The sequence below is a fragment of the Fulverythrobacter fulvus genome (assembly GCF_037154085.1).
Lineage (GTDB): Bacteria > Pseudomonadota > Alphaproteobacteria > Sphingomonadales > Sphingomonadaceae > Andeanibacterium > Andeanibacterium fulvum.
In genome coordinates this window covers 565,687-584,221 of record NZ_JBANRM010000001.1, presented here as the reverse complement: position 1 = coordinate 584,221, position 18,535 = coordinate 565,687, and the positions used below count along the sequence as shown (strand labels likewise).

20 protein-coding genes and 3 tRNA genes are annotated in these 18,535 nt (G+C 62.9%); 15 read left to right on the top strand and 8 right to left on the bottom strand.

Annotation, left to right across the window (positions count from 1 at the left end; genetic code table 11):
- Nucleotides 1–201: 201 nt before the first annotated feature.
- Nucleotides 202–278 (top strand) — tRNA-Pro (locus WFP36_RS02725).
- A gap of 105 nt (nt 279–383) precedes the next feature.
- Complete coding sequence (thyA, locus tag WFP36_RS02720; protein WP_336977627.1) at nt 384–1,349, top strand: thymidylate synthase; 966 nt, start codon at nt 384–386, stop codon at nt 1,347–1,349.
- Between the two features lie 3 nt (nt 1,350–1,352).
- On the opposite strand, the gene WFP36_RS02715 is transcribed toward thyA, so the two are convergent.
- Nucleotides 1,353–1,811 (bottom strand): hypothetical protein, encoded by a 459-nt coding sequence (locus tag WFP36_RS02715; RefSeq protein ID WP_336977625.1) that lies wholly within the window; start codon nt 1,809–1,811, stop codon nt 1,353–1,355.
- 169 nt (nt 1,812–1,980) lie between these two features.
- On the opposite strand from WFP36_RS02715, the gene WFP36_RS02710 reads away from it, so the two are divergent.
- Nucleotides 1,981–2,057 (top strand) — tRNA-Asp (locus tag WFP36_RS02710).
- Between the two features lie 105 nt (nt 2,058–2,162).
- Here the strand turns inward: WFP36_RS02710 and WFP36_RS02705 are convergent.
- The 4 genes from WFP36_RS02705 to WFP36_RS02690 form a co-directional block, all read right to left on the bottom strand.
- A complete protein-coding gene (locus tag WFP36_RS02705) occupies nt 2,163–2,375 on the bottom strand; it encodes a DUF2842 domain-containing protein (RefSeq protein ID WP_336977623.1) in 213 nt (70 codons plus the stop codon).
- Nucleotides 2,376–2,975: a 5-formyltetrahydrofolate cyclo-ligase gene (locus WFP36_RS02700; RefSeq protein WP_336977621.1), complete on the bottom strand. Its 600-nt coding sequence runs from the start codon at nt 2,973–2,975 to the stop codon at nt 2,376–2,378. It lies immediately after the preceding gene.
- Nucleotides 2,976–3,201: 226 nt separating this feature from the next.
- Entirely contained in the window at nt 3,202–3,519 is a 318-nt protein-coding gene (locus tag WFP36_RS02695) for a cell division protein ZapA (RefSeq protein WP_336977620.1), read from the bottom strand.
- Nucleotides 3,516–3,704 (bottom strand): hypothetical protein, encoded by a 189-nt coding sequence (locus tag WFP36_RS02690; protein ID WP_336977618.1) that lies wholly within the window; start codon nt 3,702–3,704, stop codon nt 3,516–3,518. Before WFP36_RS02690 ends, WFP36_RS02695 begins: the two co-directional genes overlap by 4 nt.
- Nucleotides 3,705–3,921: 217 nt before the next feature.
- On the opposite strand from WFP36_RS02690, the gene tkt reads away from it, so the two are divergent.
- From tkt to WFP36_RS02675, 3 genes are all read left to right on the top strand, one after another.
- Nucleotides 3,922–5,919, top strand: a complete 1,998-nt coding sequence (gene tkt, locus WFP36_RS02685; protein ID WP_336977617.1) for a transketolase — start codon at nt 3,922–3,924, stop codon at nt 5,917–5,919.
- Nucleotides 5,920–5,948: 29 nt separating this feature from the next.
- Nucleotides 5,949–6,956 (top strand): type I glyceraldehyde-3-phosphate dehydrogenase, encoded by a 1,008-nt coding sequence (gap, locus tag WFP36_RS02680; RefSeq protein WP_336977615.1) that lies wholly within the window; start codon nt 5,949–5,951, stop codon nt 6,954–6,956.
- 93 nt (nt 6,957–7,049) lie between these two features.
- Nucleotides 7,050–8,249 (top strand): phosphoglycerate kinase, encoded by a 1,200-nt coding sequence (locus WFP36_RS02675; RefSeq protein WP_336977613.1) that lies wholly within the window; start codon nt 7,050–7,052, stop codon nt 8,247–8,249.
- Nucleotides 8,250–8,287: 38 nt separating this feature from the next.
- Here the strand turns inward: WFP36_RS02675 and WFP36_RS02670 are convergent, their stop codons facing one another.
- On the bottom strand, nt 8,288–9,379 hold the full coding sequence (locus WFP36_RS02670; RefSeq protein WP_336977612.1) for an acyltransferase family protein: 1,092 nt from the start codon (nt 9,377–9,379) through the stop codon (nt 8,288–8,290).
- A 182-nt stretch (nt 9,380–9,561) separates the two neighbouring features.
- Between WFP36_RS02670 and WFP36_RS02665 the strand changes: the two genes are divergently transcribed.
- Nucleotides 9,562–10,449, top strand: a complete 888-nt coding sequence (locus WFP36_RS02665; RefSeq protein WP_336977610.1) for a fructose bisphosphate aldolase — start codon at nt 9,562–9,564, stop codon at nt 10,447–10,449.
- A gap of 262 nt (nt 10,450–10,711) precedes the next feature.
- On the opposite strand, the gene WFP36_RS02660 is transcribed toward WFP36_RS02665, so the two are convergent.
- The gene (locus WFP36_RS02660; RefSeq protein ID WP_336977608.1) at nt 10,712–11,107 is read right to left on the bottom strand and encodes a hypothetical protein; all 396 of its coding nucleotides are present in this window, start codon (nt 11,105–11,107) and stop codon (nt 10,712–10,714) included.
- A gap of 80 nt (nt 11,108–11,187) precedes the next feature.
- Here WFP36_RS02660 and thiE point away from each other — a divergent pair, with 80 nt between their 5' ends.
- Nucleotides 11,188–11,829: a thiamine phosphate synthase gene (gene thiE, locus WFP36_RS02655; protein ID WP_336977606.1), complete on the top strand. Its 642-nt coding sequence runs from the start codon at nt 11,188–11,190 to the stop codon at nt 11,827–11,829.
- Here thiE and WFP36_RS02650 read toward each other — a convergent pair.
- Nucleotides 11,804–12,184 carry a hypothetical protein gene (locus tag WFP36_RS02650; RefSeq protein WP_336977604.1) on the bottom strand — a complete coding sequence of 127 codons (381 nt, stop codon included), beginning with the start codon at nt 12,182–12,184 and terminating at the stop codon, nt 11,804–11,806. The two genes, thiE and WFP36_RS02650, sit on opposite strands and share 26 nt — an antisense overlap.
- A 157-nt stretch (nt 12,185–12,341) precedes the next feature.
- Here WFP36_RS02650 and efp point away from each other — a divergent pair, with 157 nt between their 5' ends.
- The 7 genes from efp (at nt 12,342) to WFP36_RS02615 (ending at nt 18,524) form a co-directional block, all read left to right on the top strand.
- Nucleotides 12,342–12,905 (top strand): elongation factor P, encoded by a 564-nt coding sequence (gene efp, locus WFP36_RS02645; protein WP_336977602.1) that lies wholly within the window; start codon nt 12,342–12,344, stop codon nt 12,903–12,905.
- Nucleotides 12,906–12,907: 2 nt separating this feature from the next.
- The gene (locus WFP36_RS02640) at nt 12,908–13,333 is read left to right on the top strand and encodes a hypothetical protein (protein ID WP_336977600.1); all 426 of its coding nucleotides are present in this window, start codon (nt 12,908–12,910) and stop codon (nt 13,331–13,333) included.
- Nucleotides 13,334–13,392: 59 nt separating this feature from the next.
- Nucleotides 13,393–14,214 carry an inositol monophosphatase family protein gene (locus tag WFP36_RS02635; protein ID WP_336977599.1) on the top strand — a complete coding sequence of 274 codons (822 nt, stop codon included), beginning with the start codon at nt 13,393–13,395 and terminating at the stop codon, nt 14,212–14,214.
- A 105-nt stretch (nt 14,215–14,319) separates the two neighbouring features.
- Entirely contained in the window at nt 14,320–14,631 is a 312-nt protein-coding gene (locus WFP36_RS02630) for a hypothetical protein (RefSeq protein WP_336977597.1), read from the top strand.
- 48 nt (nt 14,632–14,679) lie between these two features.
- Nucleotides 14,680–14,763 (top strand) — tRNA-Leu (locus WFP36_RS02625).
- Nucleotides 14,764–14,841: 78 nt separating this feature from the next.
- A complete protein-coding gene (locus WFP36_RS02620) occupies nt 14,842–16,635 on the top strand; it encodes an SLC13 family permease (RefSeq protein WP_336977595.1) in 1,794 nt (597 codons plus the stop codon).
- A 107-nt stretch (nt 16,636–16,742) separates the two neighbouring features.
- On the top strand, nt 16,743–18,524 hold the full coding sequence (locus WFP36_RS02615) for a MoaF N-terminal domain-containing protein (protein WP_336977593.1): 1,782 nt from the start codon (nt 16,743–16,745) through the stop codon (nt 18,522–18,524).
- Nucleotides 18,525–18,535 lie beyond the last annotated feature (11 nt).

The window sequence follows — 18,535 nt, the reverse complement described above, 5'->3', positions numbered from 1 at the left end:
CGCGCTCCTTCGGGGCCCCAATGGCGATGTTACGCGCCGATTACAAGGGGTGCGACGCAAAGATGGTGGCCAGTGAAACCTGTTTTGGGCGTGGAATGGCTTGCATTTCCACAGGTGCAAAATGCCCGCTTGCCACCCTGCCATCACGCCGCTATTGGGCCGCCTCTGCCTCGCCCCGCAGGAAACTGCGATGGCGCCGGTCGGGGAGTAGCTCAGCCTGGTAGAGCACTGTCTTCGGGAGGCAGGGGCCGGAGGTTCGAATCCTCTCTCCCCGACCATTTAACTTCTAGGGCGCTTCGCGCGGCGCCCGTCATCCACAAACTATCCTGCGGAAGCGTGCTCGGCGCGTTTACCTGCGCGCCTTGCGGGCGTTAGATACGCCCATGGCATCGCATTCCGTCTTGAGCTTCGACGAAACCGTGCATGAGTCGCGGCATCCCGAATGGCAATATCTCGATCTGCTGCGGCAGGTGTGGGAACAGGGCGACCAGCGGGAAGATCGCACGGGCATAGGCACGCGTTCCATCTTCGGGGCGCAGATGCGGTTCGATCTGTCCGAAGGGCGCATGCCGCTGATCACCACCAAGCGAGTCTTCTGGAAGACGGCCACACGCGAGATGCTGTGGTTCCTTACTGGGGAGACCAATATCCGTCCGCTGGTGCTGCAAGGCGTGAAGATCTGGAACGAATGGCCCCACGCCAAATATGTGCGTGCGACCGACCATGACATCGCGCTCGACGATTTTGTCGCCCGCATTGCAGAAGACGAATCATTCGCGGCCGAATGGGGTGATCTCGGCCCGGTCTATGGCAAGCAGTGGGTCGACTGGGCGACGTACGAGCCGAACGGTGACGGTACCTATCGCAAGGGGCAGGGCATCAATCAGGTCGCCCAGGTGGTGGAAAGCCTGAAGACCAACCCCGGCAGTCGGCGCCATATCATCGAAGGCTGGAACGTCGCGGAACTGGACCGGATGGCGCTGCCTCCCTGTCACAAGACTTACCAGTTCCATGTCGCCGGAGATCGGCTGAACTGCCTGCTCTATCAGCGCAGTTGCGACGTGGCGCTGGGCCTGCCGTTCAATCTTTGGTCGGGCGCGGTGCTGCAGCGGATGATTGCCCATCAGGCAGGGCTGGAGCCGGGCGAGTTCGTGTGGATGGGCGGCGATACTCACCTCTACCTCAATCATGCCGATCTGGTTGAGGAGCAGCTGAGCCGTCAGCCGGAAGGCGATCCGCGCCTGGCGATTCTCCGCAAGCCCGATTCGATCTTCGATTACCGGATCGAGGATTTCGAAGTGACCGGCTACGCCCCGCAGGGCGCGATCAAGGCGCCAATCGCCGTTTAGTTCTCAGCGAACGATGGCGGAGTACGTCACACGGCCCATGCCGCGCCGTGCATCGTTGGGGTTCACCAGCCAGCGCAGATGCGTGACGTCCTCGGGCGAGGCAATGCGACTGCCATAGCGGTCGCTCGTCTTGAGCACGCCCAGCTGGCCCCAACTCCTGCCGCCATCGACCGAAACCTGCATTGCATCGGTGCTCGTATCCTGGAACGCGATGCTGCGCGGAATCGGGCTGGTGACGGCAAAGCTCTTGCCATCGGGAGAGGTCTGCCATTCGACCACCATGACAAGGCGGTCGCCGCGCCGAAGCTGGCCGGCAGGTTCGATCCGCCGTTCCACGCGCCCGTCATTGGTGTGGCCGAGCCGCTCGACGAACACCGCGCTATCCAGCGAAATGGGCCTTTTTGCCCCGGCCGGTGTGGCAACCGCGCAGGCGATCAGTGCCGCGCACAGCAATTTCCGCATGAGAATGCCCCCTCATTTGTCTGAGCGGAATCCTCGCAGCGAAGCACCAACATATGGTTAACAGCGCGCTCACCATGGCGATGTGAAAAACCTGTCATCACCCCTGTTGACAGGGGGGGCAGCCTGCCCTAGTGGCGGCGCTCCCCAAGGGGTGCACGCCCAAGAAAACGCGGGTGTAGCTCAGTTGGTTAGAGCGCCGGCCTGTCACGCCGGAGGTCGCGGGTTCGAGCCCCGTCACTCGCGCCACTTGGGGGATTTCCTGGAAAAATCGGAATGAACATCGCCTTCGGGCGCACCGCTTGGCGCGTCTCTGCGCGGTGGAATCCAGTCAGGTTCTGGCGTGGAAGAGGCTCAGCCCCAGCGCCCGGTTTCCATCCAGATCAGGAAGCGCCGAAGGGGCAGCAGCCAGATGGTTCCCAGCACGATATAGATCGGCGTCTGCAGCAATACGTGCAGCATTCCGATCCATTGCGAAGCCCAGGCGACGAACAGTGCGTAGACCGCCAGCGCGATGAGCAGGCCGAGAATCCCGAAGGGGATTCGCAAGGTGGGTTTGCTGCGCATTCAGAAGGGTCCGTAGAGCCGGGTAGGGGTGACGATGGCTTTCAGCGGGGCGTCATGGGGCTCCAGCGGCAAGGAATCGACCTTCTGGACGTCCCACGCCATGCCGATCGCCAGTTTGCCGGGATTTCGGCCCAGCCACCCGTCATAGAAGGCGCCGCCCTGGCCCATGCGCTCGCCTCGCTCCGTAAAGGCAACAAGCGGACAGAACAGCACATCGGGCACGACGATTCGGTTCTCGGACGAAGGCTGGGGACCATAGGGCCCGTCCTCGATGTCGCTTTCGCCCAGGGGATCGTTCCATTGGCGGAAGATCATCGGTGCATCTGGTGTGGCGATCCAGGGCAGGGCGACAACGTGGCCCTGCTCGAACAGGAAGCGCGCATAAGCGAGGGCGGGGGCCTCATCGGGCGTATTGTAATAAAGGCCAATGGTCGCACCCGCGGGAATCAGGTCCAACACGGGATTGGGCGGGCGGCGGAACAGCAATGCGCGGGTGGCAGGATCAAGCGAGGCAGCATGTTCGCGGCGTGCCTTGCGCATAGCGCGGCGCAGGCGCTGCTTTTCCTCGTCGACGGGATTGGTTTCGACAGGGCTCGTCACGCATCCGCTCCGCATGACCGGCGCGAGCCGGAAGGAATCAGGTGACGGGACCACCATGGGCCGGTGCCGGAGAAATCCTCTGACGCCTCACGTCAGGTGGGGACCATATGTGCCAGACCAGGGTCCGGCCAGGGACAGCCCCCATGGATTTGCTTATAGCCTCAGGGATGTTCGATCGGCGCGTACCGGGCAGTACCCGTCATCGCCCTATCTAGGGAAGGGAGCTTCAGCCCTCAAGGCTCTCGGCAAGTTTTTCGAGCCGTTCGGCCAATGCCTCGAACCGCTCGGCGGGCAGGGGCGGGCCATCCAGCGGCAGAGTGGGGGGCGGAACCGCTGCGAGCCGGTTGCGCAATTCATGCGTTTCATCCGCCAATAGCAGGGCCGCGAATAGCAGAGTGCGCGCCTCGTTCTGGCCGGCATTGCCCTTCAGCGTGGCGATCTTGGCCTCGATTGCCTGGCCAAGCCGGGTGATGTGGCCTTCCTGCCCATCCTGGCAGGAAACGGTATAGGCGCGGCCGCCAATGGTCAGTTGAACGTTGCTCATTGGTCCAGCGATCCGATCAGCGCGTCGAGGTCGCGCAAGGACGCGCCTACGCTCGCGCGCAGTTCCTCATGCTTGCGGACAAGCTCAGGGTCGCCTGATGAACGCCGATCGGCCGCAGCGGCCTCTATCCGGCCCGCAGCAGCCTCAATTCGGGCAAGCGCGTGTTCGATACGTTGCCGTTCCATGACCGCTCGCTAGCGCAAACTTCTCCTTCGGCGCAAAAACTTGCTTACGAAAGTTGTGAATTATCCTTCGCCGCAGGACGCTTGTGTCCCATCCGGCACGCCGCATCGACAGCGGGGTGCCCCCGCTTGACGGGGGGGCAGCACTCCGCAAAGGAGGCCCCGCGCCGAATCGTCACAATTCAGCCAGTTTGCAGCGCACCCGCAGGAGCCAGCCAGAATGACCATCGATCCGTCCCGCCTCGCGCCCATGGCAAATGCCATCCGCGCTCTCTCGATGGATGCGGTCCAGGCGGCCAATATCGGCCACCCCGGCATGCCGATGGGCATGGCCGATGTCGCGACCGTGCTGTGGTCCGATTATCTGAAGTTCGATCCCGCCGCGCCGCAATGGCCGGATCGGGACCGCTTCGTGCTGTCGGCCGGCCACGGCTCGATGCTGATCTATGCTCTGCTCCACCTGACCGGTTTTGAACGTCCGACGATGGACGACATCCGCAATTTCCGCCAACTCGGCAGCCCCTGCGCCGGCCACCCGGAAAACTTCCTGCTCGACGGTGTCGAAGCGACCACCGGCCCGCTGGGCCAGGGGCTGGCGATGGGCGTGGGCATGGCGATGGCCGAGCGTCACCTCAACGCCGTTCATGGCGACGATCTGGTCAATCACCGCACCTGGGTGATCGCGGGCGATGGCTGCCTCATGGAAGGCATTAACCACGAGGCTATCGGCCTTGCTGGCCATCTGAAGCTCGGCAACCTGATCGTGCTGTGGGATGACAACAAGATCACGATCGACGGCAAGGTCGATCTCTCTTCCAGCGAGGATGTGCTGGCCCGTTATCGTGCGACCAACTGGCACACCGTCAGCTGCGATGGCCACGATCCGGCCGATATCCGCCGCGCGATCGACGAAGCGCTGGCCGATCCGCGCCCGTCTATCGTTGCCTGCGCCACCGTCATCGGCAAGGGCGCGCCGAACAAGCAGGGCACCTCGGCCGTTCACGGTTCGCCGCTGGGCGCCGATGAAGTCGCTGCCGCCCGCGTGGAACTCGGCTGGGACTATGAGCCCTTTGTCGTACCGGACGATATCCTTGCAGACTGGCGCTCGCTGGGTGCCAAGGGCGCCAATGCCCGCGCCGAATGGGAAACGCGCCTGGCCGCCAGCGCCAATAAGGACGCGTTCGAAGCCCAGCTCGCCAGCGTGGCGGACAAGGCGGGCGATGCGCTGACCGATTATATCCGCGGCCTTGCCAAGGATGCGCCGAAGGTTGCCAGCCGCAAGGCTTCGGAAATGGCGCTTGGTCCGCTGACCGAGAAACTGCCGCAACTCGTGGGTGGTTCGGCCGACCTTACCGGTTCCAACAACACGAAAACTTCGGCCACCAAGCCTTTCTCCGCACAGGATTATTCCGGCCGCTATGTCTATTACGGCATTCGCGAGTTTGGCATGGCTGCTGCCATGAACGGCATGGCGCTGCATGGTGGGATCGTGCCCTATGGCGGCACGTTCCTGATCTTCAGCGATTACGCCCGCAATGCCATCCGCCTGTCTGCCTTGCAGAAGGTCGGCGCGATCTATGTGCTGACGCATGACTCGATCGGCCTGGGTGAAGACGGCCCGACCCACCAGCCGGTGGAACAGGTGATGAGCCTGCGCCTGATCCCCAATCTCAATGTCTATCGCCCCTGCGATGCCATCGAGACGGCGGAATGCTGGGCGCTGGCGCTGCAAACGCCGAATACGCCGTCGGCCCTGGCCCTTTCGCGCCAGAACCTGCCTGCGCTGCGGGGTGAAGGCGAAGAGGAATGGACCCCGGCCTCCAACCGTTCGGCCAAGGGCGCCTACCGCCTGCGCGCTGCCAAGGCGGACCGCAAGGTGGTGCTGGTCGCCACCGGTTCGGAGGTTGCCGTGGCCATCGAGACTGCCGAGGCGCTGGAAGCCAAGGGTATCGGCGCGGATGTGGTTTCCGCTCCCTGCCTCGAACTGTTCGACAAGCAGGATGCGGCCTATCGCAACGACGTGATGCCGCGCGATACGCTCATCGTGTCGATCGAGGCTGGCACGACGCTGGGCTGGCAGGCCTATACCGGCCGCGACGGTATCAATATCGGTCTGGACCGGTTCGGCGCTTCGGCCCCGGCGGAAGTCCTGTTCAAGCATTTCGGCTTCAGCGCTGAAGCCATCGTGCCGCAGATCACGGCAAAACTGGGCCAGTAATTCTAGCTGGCATCGCAAAGGAGCAAACCATGGCGATCAAGGTTGCAATCAACGGGTTCGGACGCATCGGACGTAACGTGGCCCGCGCGATCTTCGAGCGGACCGATCACGATCTGGAGCTCGTCTCGATCAACGATCTGGGCGATGCGAAGGCCAATGCCCGTCTGTTCAAGCATGACAGCGTGCACGGCACTTTTGCCGGCACCGTTGAAGTGGACGGCAACGACCTGATCATCAACGGCAAGCGCATTCACGTGACTGCCGAGCGCGATCCGGCGAACCTGCCGCACGCGGCCAATGGCGTGGACATCGCCATGGAATGCACCGGCTTCTTCACTGACCGTGACAGCTGCCAGAAGCACCTCGATGCAGGCGCCAAGAAGGTGCTGATCTCGGCCCCCGGCAAGAATGTGGACCTCACTGTCGTCTACGGCGTGAACCACGACAAGCTCTCGGCCGAGCACACGATTGTTTCCAACGCATCGTGCACCACCAACTGCCTCGCGCCGCTGGCCAAGGTCCTGAACGACAATATCGGCATCGAACGCGGCCTGATGACCACGATCCACGCCTATACCAACGATCAGAAGATCCTCGACCAGATCCACTCCGACCCGCGCCGGGCCCGCGCTGCCGCGATGAGCATGATCCCCACCACCACCGGTGCCGCCCGCGCCGTTGGCGAGGTTCTGCCCGAGCTGAAGGGCAAGCTGGATGGTTCCTCCGTCCGCGTGCCGACCCCGAACGTCTCGGTGGTGGACCTGACCTTCCAGCCGGGTCGCGACACTTCAGCCGAGGAAGTCAACGCGCTGCTCAAGGCGGCCGCTGAAGGCCCGCTCAAGGGCGTTCTGGCCTATTCGGAAGAGCCGCTGGTCTCGATCGACTATAATCACTGCCCGGCCAGCTCCACCATCGACAGCCTGGAAACGGCCGTGATCGAAGGCAAGCTGGTGCGCGTACTTTCGTGGTACGACAACGAATGGGGCTTCTCGAACCGGATGCTCGACACCGCCGGTGTGATGGCGAGCTTCCTCTGATAGATTGATCGAACCGTTCGTGCCGCGCGCAGTCGGGGCACGAACGGCAATCCTTCTCCGACTGCGCTGTATTTGATTGGCGAGGTAGGTGAGATGGCCGGTTTCAAGACGCTTGACGATGCCGGGGACGTAACCGGCAAGGTCGCGCTGGTCCGTGTGGACCTGAACCTGCCGATGGATGGCGGGCGCGTTACCGACGATACCCGCGTTCGCGCCAGCGCGCCGACCATCCTCGAACTCTCGCAGAAGGGCGCCAAGGTCCTGCTGCTGGCGCATTTCGGCCGCCCGAAGGGACAGCGCAGCTCCACTCAGTCGCTCTCCATGGTGCTCGATGCCGTGCAGGATGTGCTCGGCAAGGAAGTGATGTTCGTGCCCGAAGTTGCCGGGCCGATCGTGGAGCAGGCCATCGGTATCCTGCGCAATGGCGATATCGCCATCCTGGAAAATACCCGCTTCTGGCCGGGCGAGGAAGCGAACGATCCGGAATTCGCCAAGGCAATTGCCGCGAATGCCGATTTGTTCGTGAACGACGCATTCTCCGCCGCGCACCGCGCTCATGCGACCACGGAAGGGCTGACTCATCTGCTGCCGTCCTATGCCGGGCGTGCGATGCAGACGGAACTGGAAGCGCTGGAAAAGGCGCTGGGCAATCCGCAGAAGCCGGTGGCAGCCGTGGTCGGCGGAGCGAAGGTTTCGACCAAGCTGGCCGTGCTCAAGCATCTCGTCGACAAGGTCGATCACCTGATCATTGGCGGCGGCATGGCCAACACTTTCCTCGCCGCGCGCGGCGTGGATGTCGGCAAGTCGCTGTGCGAGCATGATCTTGCCGCGACAGCTGAAGAGATCATGGACGCGGCCGATAGTGCCGGTTGCACGGTGCATCTTCCCTACGATGTGGTCGTGGCCAAGGAATTCGCCGCCAATCCGCCCAGCATGCGCATCTGCAACGTGCATGAAGTGGCTGCCGACGAGATGATCCTCGACGTCGGCCCGCAAGCGGTCGAATCTCTGGGCGATGTGCTCAAGACCTGCCGCACGCTGGTATGGAACGGCCCGCTCGGCGCTTTCGAAACTCAGCCTTTCGACGCTGCGACCGTTGCGCTGGCCAAGACCGCGGCTGCACTGTCCAAGGAAGGCTCGCTTGTATCGGTGGCCGGCGGCGGCGATACGGTCGCCGCGCTGAACCACGCAGGCGTGGCTGGTGATTTCACTTATATTTCAACCGCAGGCGGCGCCTTCCTCGAATGGATGGAAGGTCGCGTGCTGCCGGGGGTTGCCGCGCTGGAAGGTTGAAAAATTACAGCGCTGCAATGCGGCAGGCTTCGCAGCGCCTAAGTTGCCTGCCGATTTTTCCAGGCTGGCGCGGCAAGTCCTGCCAGAAGGCGCCTTCCCGGAACTTCGATAAGCCAATAGCCCGCGTAGCTTGCGAGAAATATCGAAGCGTAACACAGGGCAGTTGCTGCGATCAGGATGGGAATATTCCCATAAAACAGCTTGTCGGCCACTACGTTGATCAGGGCAAGAATGAAGAGGGTGTGCCAGAGGTAGATCGAGTAGGTCAGTTGACCTAGCGGACATGCCTTCTCCAGCACTGGCAGGATTTTTCCGTTTTGATCGGCGGATATGGATACCACCATCAAGGCCGCGAGCAGTGACAGACTCAGGGCCTGGGGTGCGCTTGAAAATATCGCGACGAGTGCGGCTATGCACAGCACCGGCACGCCGATGGCCGCATAGCGGAAGTCGGGAATTCGGTCCCTTATCCTGAAGAGCAAATAGCCGGTAGCGAACCCCGCAAGCCCGCGGAGCAGGTGTGGGGATCCCAGCCATTCACCGCCAGGTGGGGTGAAGAAAGCTGCCAGCGCGATCGCGCTGGCCGTCGCGGCGGCGAGCCATCCGTTTCCCAGCCTCGCAAGGAGCATGAAGGCTGGCATCAGGATATACATGCCCATCTCGACGCTGATTGACCACGTCACGCCATTGAAGTGGATCGATGATCCGCAATCGACATATTCCTGCACCAGCAAGGTGGTCGCCGCGATACAGTCCGGCGAAAAAGATGGGGCGGAGTCGCTGGATCCCCTGCTCAGCAGGATCGCCCAAAGCGCGATATTCAGCGCCAGGACCACAAGATGAAGAGGATAGAGGCGAGCTACGCGGCGCCATAGGAAGCGGAGATATTCGGCTGTCGACCCAATTCGCGCTTCGTAGGCATAGGCTATCACGAAGCCGGAGATCATGAAGAAAAGATCGACGAAGAGGCCAAGGCCGACACTGCGAGTAAATACCGCCGTCCGCTCCTCCGTATGGATAAAATACTCATGCGAGTGATGGTAGACAATGGCGAGGCTGGCAATGAAGCGCAGGAAATCCAAATTCCTAAGATTGTCGGATTCGGTACTTAAGCCAAAAATCCGTGCCACGCAGAGTCCCCCTTGATTTTCAAGGGGTGGATTAAGTGAGGGTCTTTTTCAAGAATACCGCAGGGAAATTTTCCTCCGAAAATTGGCCCGAAATGGTGTGTGTTGCGCTGCGACGGAGCGATAGCCCGAGACGTTGTTTTAACCTGTCGCGATGGTACAGAGTTCGGCGAATGGAGAGGACGATGATCGAAGCTCAGATGCTGGAACGGATTCGCACGGGTAAGGGCTTCATCGCCGCGCTCGACCAGAGCGGCGGATCGACGCCGAAGGCGCTCAAGGGCTATGGTATCGAAGAAGGTGCCTGGTCTTCCGATGAGGAGATGTTCGGCCTCATCCACCAGATGCGCGTTCGGATCATCACCTCTCCCGCCTTCACCGGCGAAAAGGTTCTCGGCGCGATCCTGTTCGAACGCACGATGGACGGGCAGGCCGATGGCAAGCCCGTTCCTGCCTTGCTGCGCGAACGCAATGTCGTTCCCTTCCTCAAGGTCGACAAGGGCCTGGAAGACGAGGCGGACGGCGTCCAGATGATGAAGCCGATGCCGGGCCTCGACGAATTGCTTGCCCGGGCGAAGGCGCTGGGCGTGGTCGGCACCAAGATGCGCAGCGTCATCAACGCAGCGAACCCGGCCGGCATTGCGGCCAATGTCGCCCAGCAGTTCGAGTTCGGCGCACAGATCTGGAATGCCGGGCTGATCCCGATTCTGGAGCCGGAATATAACATCAAGAGCGCCGATCGCGCCGAGGGTGAGACCATCCTGCGCGAGGAAATCCTCAAGCAGCTCGACGCCATGCCCGATGGCCAGGTGGTGATGCTCAAGCTGTCGATCCCGGTCGTGGCCAACCATTACAAGGCGCTGGTCGACCATCCGGCGGTCGCGCGCGTGGTGGCGCTCTCGGGCGGCTATAACCGCCCCGATGCTTGCGCCGAACTCGCAAAGAACTCCGGTATGATTGCCAGCTTCAGCCGGGCGCTGCTGGAAGATCTGCGCGCAGGCATGAGCGATGCGGAATTCGATGCCGCGCTAGCCAGCGCGATCGACGAAATCTACCGGGCGTCGATTACCTAGGTCGTAAACTCATAAATGCCAGTCACGAGGCATCCAAATGGCGAACATATCGGGCCGAAAGGCGCGCCGCGACGGCTTGCTGCCATGGCAAGCGTCTTTCGGTTCGAGATGGAAGCCATTTGGATGTCCCGCAGGGATTTGACCAAAATGGCCCGGCGCCGCGTCGGAGAGGCTGGAAATATCGACATATTCCTACGCCTCTCCTCCTTGCGCTGAGCCATTTTGCCTCAAACCTCGTGGGTGGCATTTATGAGTTTACGACCTAGTTCCCGCCTTCGAAGCCGAAGCGATAATTCTCGGGCACCGGTTCCTCGCCGGTGACCCGTTCTGGGCTGGCCGAAGTCAGCGTCAGGATCGTGCCGTGGGTGCCATAGGATTCGCCCAGGGTGAGCGGCACTGTCTCGCGCCAGCCGGGGCCGTCAATGCGGGTGACGAGGATCACGCGGCCCGCCCAGACGCAGCGCGCATTCATCGGGCAACGGCTGTCTTCCGCCACTTCCATCGGCGTCGCCACCAGCTTGCCCACCTGCACCGGCTGGCCAAGCGCGACTTGCGCGCCGGTGGGCTGGATCGGCCCGGCGCTGACGATCGGCGCATCCTGCGTGTGCACGCAGCCGGCGAGGGCAAGGGCGGAGAGGAGGATAAGGGCGTGTTTCATCGGGCGTCTCCTGCGGGCAGACAGCTGAACCGTGCTGGAACGCTTGGCTAGTCGGCCGGGAAAATCTAGAGGCGCATTCCATGACTGCCGAAACACCACACTGCCAGCTCTATCTCATCTCCCCGCTCGAAGTCGGGGGGGACTTCCCTGCGCGCCTGGAAAAGGCGCTCGATGCCGGGCCGGTTGCTGCCTTCCAGTTCCGGGTGAAGGGCGTGGACGAACACGAGGCCGTGCGCCTTGCCGAACCGCTCCAGCGCATCTGCGCCGAACGCGACGTGGCTTTCATCGTCAACGACTCCATTGCGCTGGCAAAGCGGATCAAGGCCGATGGCGTCCATCTGGGCCAGTCCGATGGCTCGGTGAAGGAGGCGCGCGAGAGGCTGGGGCGCGACGCGCAGATCGGCGTGACCTGCCATGCGAGCAGGCATCTGGCCATGGAAGCGGGAGAAGAGGGCGCGGACTATGTTGCCTTCGGGGCCTTCTTCCCGACCACGACCAAGGAAACCGAGCATCGCGCGGAACCTGAAATTCTGGCCTGGTGGTCGGCCCTGTTCGAACTGCCCTGCGTTGCCATCGGCGGGATCACGCCGGAAAACTGCGATGCGCTGATCGAGGGCGGGGCGGATTTCCTCGCCGTATCGGGTGCGGTGTGGAGCGGAGACGAGGCGGCGGCCGTGCGGGCCTTCGCCGAAAAGATCACATCGGTGTCGCGCCGATCCTGATGCAGCGCAGGCCTGTGGGTTGGCCATTTTTATCAAGTTTGCGCAGGTAACGGCCGCTCTTTACTTCGTAGCGATTGCCCTTGAGCGGGCCGCTGGTCATCGTCACCCGGTCGCCGACCCGCAGATAGGTGCCTGCCTTGCCTTCGGCCGAATAGGCGGAGCCATTGGTGATGACGAAGCCTTCTTCCGGCACGGGAACACCGCGCTGGGTGGCTGCGTCGCCGGGCAGTTCGCAGGCATAGGTTCCGCGCTCGAGAGTCGAGAGGCGGCCGCTATCATCCGCCAGGGCGGGGCCTGCCGACGCAAGGACCGTAGCCAGCATGGCCCGGCGGAAGATGCTGCATGCCTGTTTCATGGCTCCTCTTTCCGCCGCGGCGGCTAGCATGGGCAGCCTTGGTGCGCCAGTGCGCTTGCACGTGGCTGCAGCTTGCCGAAGGCGACGCCACACGCTAGGGCGCGCGCTCTACACGCATGTTTGTGCAACGCTCTTTGCAATTGGAAAGCTGAATCCCATGAAAATCAGTGGCGTGGACATCCGCCCCGGCAATATCCTCGAATATGAGGGCGGCATCTGGAGAGTCGCGAAGATCCAGCACACCCAGCCGGGCAAGGGCGGCGCCTTCATGCAGGTCGAGATGAAGAACCTGATCGACGGCCGCAAGACCAACGTGCGCTTCCGCAGCGCCGACACGGTCGAGCGCGTGCGCCTCGATACCAAGGATTTCCAGTTCCTCTTCGAGGATGGCGACCAGCTGGTGTTCATGGACAAGGACACTTACGACCAGATCACGCTCGAGTCGGACCTGCTGGGCGAAGCCCGTGCCTTCCTGACCGACGGCATGGATGTGGTGCTCGAAATGTATGACGAGCGTCCGATTTCCGTTCAGCTTCCAGAACAGGTCGAAGCCCTAATCGTCGAAGCCGACGCCGTGGTTAAGGGGCAGACCGCCAGCTCCAGCTACAAGCCTGCTGTGCTTGAAAACGGCGTCAGGGTGATGGTGCCTCCGCATATCGAAAGCGGGACCCGCATCGTGGTGGACGTCTACGCACGCGAATATGTGAGAAAGGCCGACTGACCATGAAGAAACCGCTCCTTCTTGCCGCCACCACTGCCGCCCTGATCGCGGCGGTCGCTCCCGCAGCCCAGGCCGCGGGCGAGGAAGGGGCGGCCAATGCTGCTCCGGCCAAGCTTACGCCGGAACAGCAGGCCGATATTCAGCGCGCGGCGATCATCTTCCGCCTGTTCAACACCGCTTTCACTTCGAAGGAAGTGGAACAGCCGGTGAAGACCCGTCTCCTGACCTGCATGTATGGCAATTCGCTGGGCAAGATCAGCGTCGCCACCGGCAAGGTGCTGAAAGAGCAGGGGCTGGACGAAAAGAAGCCCGGCGACATCTACCGTGCTTCGGCCGGCGTGTGCGGCATTTCGTTCAAGGCGAATGCTCAGGCCGGCGGTGCGGCGGCTCCCAAGCCGGCCACAAAGCAGAGCGGCGAGGGCCGCTGACACATTCCGCGCATTGGAGTGCCGGCGGCGCTCCGGCGCTGTAACTGGGGAATACTTCGATGGCAGCAGTTTCTGGCCTCATTCGCGTGATGGAACGCGCCGCCCGCAAGGCGGGTGGGCGCTTGCGCCGCGACTTTGGCGAGGTCGAGCACCTGCAGGTCAGCCGCAAGGGCCCCTCGGACTTCGTGTCCAAGGCGGACCATGCGGCTGAGCGTACGCTGTATGACGAACTCAGGCAGGCTCGCCCCGATTGGGGCTTCCTGCTTGAGGAAAGCGGCGAGATCGACCCGAACCCCAACCAGCCGCGCTGGATCATCGATCCGCTCGACGGCACGTCCAACTTCCTCCACGGCATCCCGCATTTCGCGATCTCGATTGCCGTGCAGGAACCCAAGCTCGACGGTTCGGGCTGGGGCGATGTGGTGGCGGGCCTGGTCTATCAGCCGATCACGGACCAGACTTTCTGGGCGGAAAAGGCACGCGGTGCCTGGCTGCATGATGCGCGCCTGCGCGTGTCCGCCCGTCGGCACCTGTCGGAAGCGCTGATTGCAACCGGCGTTCCCTATCACGCCCATGGCGACTTCAACGAATGGACCCGCATCTTTGCGGCCATCGGTCCGCAGGTTGCCGGTATCCGCCGCTTCGGCGCTGCCTCGCTCGACCTGGCATGGGTCGCAGCCGGGCGGTTCGACGGGTTCTGGGAAAGCGATCTTGCCCCGTGGGATACGGCAGCGGGCTGCCTGCTGGTGCGTGAGGCCGGCGGGTTCGTCACCGATTATCGCGGCCGTTCCGAAGCGATCTGCGACAAGCAGGTGATCGCCGGCAACGATCCGCTCCATTCGCGGCTGCACAAGCTCGTCGCGGGCGCGATCAAGGGCTGATCCTGTCGCAATTTCGTGCTTAATGCGCCGGGTACCGCATTCGGGAACCCGGAATTAGCCACGCGTGCCCCAAATGCTCCCCATCCGAAAGATCGGGGGGCATTTATGGGTCTCAGCATATTTCTGGGCGGCCTGGCCGCCGTCAGCCTGACTGCACAGTCGCCGCAGGTCGAACTGCGCAGCGTGGTGGTACAACGCCACAAGCCGGCCGCCGTGCCGACATTCCAGCTACCGGAAGGCGTCAGGGCCGATGTCCTGCCGTCGCCCGTCGCCGCGCGGCAGTCGGTTGCCTATCCGCGCATCGCGGGGCCCGAAGCGGTCGACAAGCCCGCGGCTCTCCCATCGCTCGACTGGGACAAGGGCAATGCGGCGCTGAAAATGCGGGTCATGGGGCTTCATCTGGGGTGGAATTTCTGACCACGCTTGAACCCTGCGCTCACCCCCGCTAAGCGCGGCGAGCGCAGGGCCCCTGTGGCGGAATGGTAGACGCGAACGACTCAAAATCGTTTGTAGCAATACGTGCCCGTTCGAGTCGGGCCAGGGGCACCAGCCTTATCGCCCTGCGCATGAGGGGATTGGTGACGCGGCGGGTTCGCGTTTGGACAAAGCCTTGCTAGGCTTGCGGCAATGATTGCCATTCCGTCCCTCCACGCCATCGCTACCATAATTCTCACCATCGGCATGTTCGTCGCTTTCGCGCGCGGACGGATGCCGGCGGAGATCGTCTCGCTCCTCACTATCGCGCTGATCGCGGTTGGCCTCTATTTCTATCCCTTGCCGCATAGCCAGCCGACCGACGGGCTGCGGCTCGCCTTCTCGGGCTTCGGCCACTACGCTCTCATCACCATCTGCGCGCTGATGATCATGGGGCGGGGGCTTGTAGTAACCGGCGCGCTCGATCCCGCGGCGCGGCTGCTGGGCAGGGTGTGGGCCATCAATCACCAGCTGGGCATGCTGGTTTCGCTGCTGATCGCCTTCACTCTCTCCATGTTCGTCAACGATACGCCGGTTCTGGTGCTGCTGCTGCCGATCTTCGTGCAGCTTGCCGCCAATGGCGCAATGCCCGCTTCCAAGACCCTGATGCCGGTCAATGCGGCAGTGCTGATCGGCGGGATGGCCACGACTATCGGTACCTCCACCAATCTGCTGGTGGTTTCGATCGCGCGCGATCTGGGCATGCCGCACATGAACGTGTTCCATTTCACGCCCATCGTGCTCACTGCCGCTCTGGTCGCGCTGCCCTATCTCTGGCTGGTGATGCCGCGGATATTGCCGGATCACAGCAAGGAAGCGACCTTCGAGCCGCGCCGGTTCGCCGCGATCTTGCGGGTTCCTGCAGGCAGCGAGCTACAGGGCAAGACGATCGAGCAGGTGAGCGTGAACCTTCCGGCGGGCTTTGCTTTCGATGCCGATTTTTCCGGCCCGCTTGAGGCAGGGCATCGGCTGCGCGTGTCAGGCACGCATGAAGCCCTTGAAGAGGCGATGCGGCTATTCAAGGGGCAGGCTGCTCCCGCCTGGGCAATCGACCGGATCGAGCGGAAGGCCCGCGCTAAGGGCGACGATATCGTGGTGGTGGAAATGGCCGTGACGGCGGATTCCCGCCTGATCGGCCGGACCCTGACCACTTCGGGAATCGCCGATCTCTACAGCACGGCCATCCTGGGCATTCACAAGCCGCGCCGCCTGATGGGGCCGCCGTCGCCGATTGCGGGCGAACTGGAAATCGGGGAGGGCGATGTCCTTCTTGCCATGGGCCTGATCGAGGACTTGCAGGAATTTGCCCGCAATGACGCGCTGCTGATCCTTGACGGTGCGCGCGAGGTGCCGCGCCGTTCCAAGGCTCTCATCGCGCTGGGGATCATGCTGGGGGCGATTGGCCTCGCTTCCTTCGGCCTGCTGCCCATCGCCATATCGGCACTGGCCGGCGCGATCCTGATGTTCATCACCGGCTGCGTGAAGTTCGACCGGGTGGGGCGCGCATTGTCCGCCAAGGTCATCGTGCTGGTCGCGGCCAGCATCGCGCTTGGTCAACTGGTTCTGGAAAGCGGTGCGGCGGCCTGGCTGGGCGAGACCATGGCGCTGGGATTGCAGCATCTGCCGCCCGCAGCAGTGCTGGCGGCGATCATGCTGTTCGTGACCGTGCTGACCAATTTCGCGTCCAACGCCACGGCCGCCACGATCGGCACGCCCATTGCCTTCAGCATCGCCAGCGAACTGGGCCTGCCGCAGGAGCCGCTGATCCTGGCCGTCCTGTTCGGCTGCAATTTGTGTTACGCCACGCCCATCGCCTATCAGACCAATCTGCTGATCATGGGCGAGGGCAATTATACCTTCGCCGACTATATCCGGGCTGGCGTGCCGCTCGTCCTGCTGATGGTCGCGACGCTCTCGTTTCTGCTGGTCTTCACTTACGGGATGTAGCCGGAAGCGGAGCGTTTGGACGCTGGACGCGGCGTGGCCGCATGATAGGCTCCTCACTTGCGAATCCCGCCCGGCTGAGGCGGGGCGCTGGGAATGAGGGGGAAACGATGCCGGGGAAAGCCTATCCCGACGTGCAGCTCTATCGCTATGACTGGACCAAGCTGAGCGAGGCCGCGATTGGCGCTTCTGTCGACAAGGTGGCCATGGCTGGCCCGCAATGCGCCTCCAGCCTGGAACTGTCGCTCGCCGGCAAGACGATGCAGATCGTCACTGACGCGGATGGGTCGAATGCCGGGCCGACGCTTTCCTATCGCTTCATGACCGGCAACCGCCTGATCCTGTCGGAAAATGGCGGGGATGCGATGAATGCGGGCTATGCCGCGCTGTCGCTGGAGCATTTCACCTTTTTCGCGCACCTGCTTCCCGGAACGCTGCGCGGATATGCCGTCGCGGTGGACAATCACACCGGGCTGGTCACCGCTTTCGAACTGTGGTTCGGCGGGCAGGATGCAAAGCGCGAAGTCAGCCGTGCCGTATGGCAGGGCTATCTGTTCGAGAAAGGCAAGGACGCGCCTCCGGATCGTCACCGGCCGACCAACCGGGCTGAGGGCAAGGGCCTCTATTGGAAGACCGATACGGGCGACGAGACGCTCGAATTCTTCCCCTCCATTTCCTATTCGCACTGGGTCGAACTGACTCGCCTGGACGGCAGGCAGGGCTATTGCGCGCCGTCCGATTACATCCAGATCGACGACCGCTTCTATCTCTACACTCGCACGGAGAGCGAGTTTTCAGGCATCTTCACTGCCTATCTGATGGATCTCGACCGGCTGCGGCAGGTCGGCCTGCGGCTGGGTTTCAACGCGGCGGACGAACTGGAATTCCGCGTCTTTTCCGGCACGGGCGAATGGCTTGGGCAAATCGCCCAGTTCGAGAAGTTCGGCGATATCAGCGGTGGCCCGGCCAAGCCGCGCCCCGGACCGGGCCAGACCGGCACGCTCGATCCTGACGCCAAGGGCGCGCGCGGGGTCTATCGTCCGCTGGGCACCATGCCCAAGATGACCAGGGCGGAAGTCGCGGCGGCCGTGAAGGAGAACACCCGCGTCTTTGCCCCGCGCACCGGGGCAGGCAGCGGCGCTGCGGGCATGGCGACCAATGGCCTGCCCGCGGTGGACTGGCTTTCGGGGAAGAGCTTCACCCTGCGCTACGATGGCGGGCCGGTGATGGACTACAAGGTGACCGGTGCGGACTCGCTCCAGTGGCGCAAGGATGGCGGCAAATGGGTGACGGCGCGCTATCAGGCCTATGAACCGTCGCCCGGCGTGATCCTGTTCGGCCATGTGCTGGAAGGCGAGCCGGACCATGACGGGCATTCGATCTGCGCCGATTTCGAAAGCGGCCTAGTCACCACCTTCAACGGCTATCTCAACACCCCGTTCTTCGCCAACGAGGCGGGCGCGCGGACTTTGTTCGGCGTGATCGAGATGGAAGGGCTGGCATCGGCGGGCAAGCGCCGGCACCAGCGGACCAACGATCTGCTCGGCCGGGCAATCACCTGGAATTACGCGCCGGGCCTCACCTCGATGCATCTCTATTCCACGCCGCATACCGTATCGTGGATCATCTTCACCGATACGGGTGCGGGCGGGCTGGAATGGAGCGGGCCGGGGGACTTCGTGAAAATTCGCGACGATCTCTATTTCGCCTATTGGCTGGAAGATGCCTGCAACGGCACGCTGGGCACCATCGTGATCAACATGCGCACCATGCACGATTCCGGCATCGGCTATCATTGCGGACAGGAAGGCCTGAGCATGAGCCAGGTGGGAGCCCATGCGCGCCATGCCGGCAAGTTCGACATTGATCGTTTCTTCAAGAACAAGGCATGAGAAGGAGTTCG

Bases quoted from the DNA above. Each gene is read 5' to 3' on its own strand.
- thyA (WP_336977627.1), top strand. From the start codon at position 384: ATGGCATCGCATTCCGTCTTGAGCTTCGACGAAACCGTGCATGAGTCG.
- WFP36_RS02715 (WP_336977625.1), bottom strand. From the start codon at position 1,811: ATGCGGAAATTGCTGTGCGCGGCACTGATCGCCTGCGCGGTTGCCACA.
- WFP36_RS02705 (WP_336977623.1), bottom strand. From the start codon at position 2,375: ATGCGCAGCAAACCCACCTTGCGAATCCCCTTCGGGATTCTCGGCCTG.
- WFP36_RS02695 (WP_336977620.1), bottom strand. From the start codon at position 3,519: ATGAGCAACGTTCAACTGACCATTGGCGGCCGCGCCTATACCGTTTCC.
- WFP36_RS02690 (WP_336977618.1), bottom strand. From the start codon at position 3,704: ATGGAACGGCAACGTATCGAACACGCGCTTGCCCGAATTGAGGCTGCT.
- tkt (WP_336977617.1), top strand. From the start codon at position 3,922: ATGACCATCGATCCGTCCCGCCTCGCGCCCATGGCAAATGCCATCCGC.
- gap (WP_336977615.1), top strand. From the start codon at position 5,949: ATGGCGATCAAGGTTGCAATCAACGGGTTCGGACGCATCGGACGTAAC.
- WFP36_RS02675 (WP_336977613.1), top strand. From the start codon at position 7,050: ATGGCCGGTTTCAAGACGCTTGACGATGCCGGGGACGTAACCGGCAAG.
- WFP36_RS02665 (WP_336977610.1), top strand. From the start codon at position 9,562: ATGATCGAAGCTCAGATGCTGGAACGGATTCGCACGGGTAAGGGCTTC.
- WFP36_RS02660 (WP_336977608.1), bottom strand. From the start codon at position 11,107: ATGAAACACGCCCTTATCCTCCTCTCCGCCCTTGCCCTCGCCGGCTGC.
- thiE (WP_336977606.1), top strand. From the start codon at position 11,188: ATGACTGCCGAAACACCACACTGCCAGCTCTATCTCATCTCCCCGCTC.
- WFP36_RS02650 (WP_336977604.1), bottom strand. From the start codon at position 12,184: ATGAAACAGGCATGCAGCATCTTCCGCCGGGCCATGCTGGCTACGGTC.
- efp (WP_336977602.1), top strand. From the start codon at position 12,342: ATGAAAATCAGTGGCGTGGACATCCGCCCCGGCAATATCCTCGAATAT.
- WFP36_RS02640 (WP_336977600.1), top strand. From the start codon at position 12,908: ATGAAGAAACCGCTCCTTCTTGCCGCCACCACTGCCGCCCTGATCGCG.
- WFP36_RS02635 (WP_336977599.1), top strand. From the start codon at position 13,393: ATGGCAGCAGTTTCTGGCCTCATTCGCGTGATGGAACGCGCCGCCCGC.
- WFP36_RS02630 (WP_336977597.1), top strand. From the start codon at position 14,320: ATGGGTCTCAGCATATTTCTGGGCGGCCTGGCCGCCGTCAGCCTGACT.
- WFP36_RS02620 (WP_336977595.1), top strand. From the start codon at position 14,842: ATGATTGCCATTCCGTCCCTCCACGCCATCGCTACCATAATTCTCACC.
- WFP36_RS02615 (WP_336977593.1), top strand. From the start codon at position 16,743: ATGCCGGGGAAAGCCTATCCCGACGTGCAGCTCTATCGCTATGACTGG.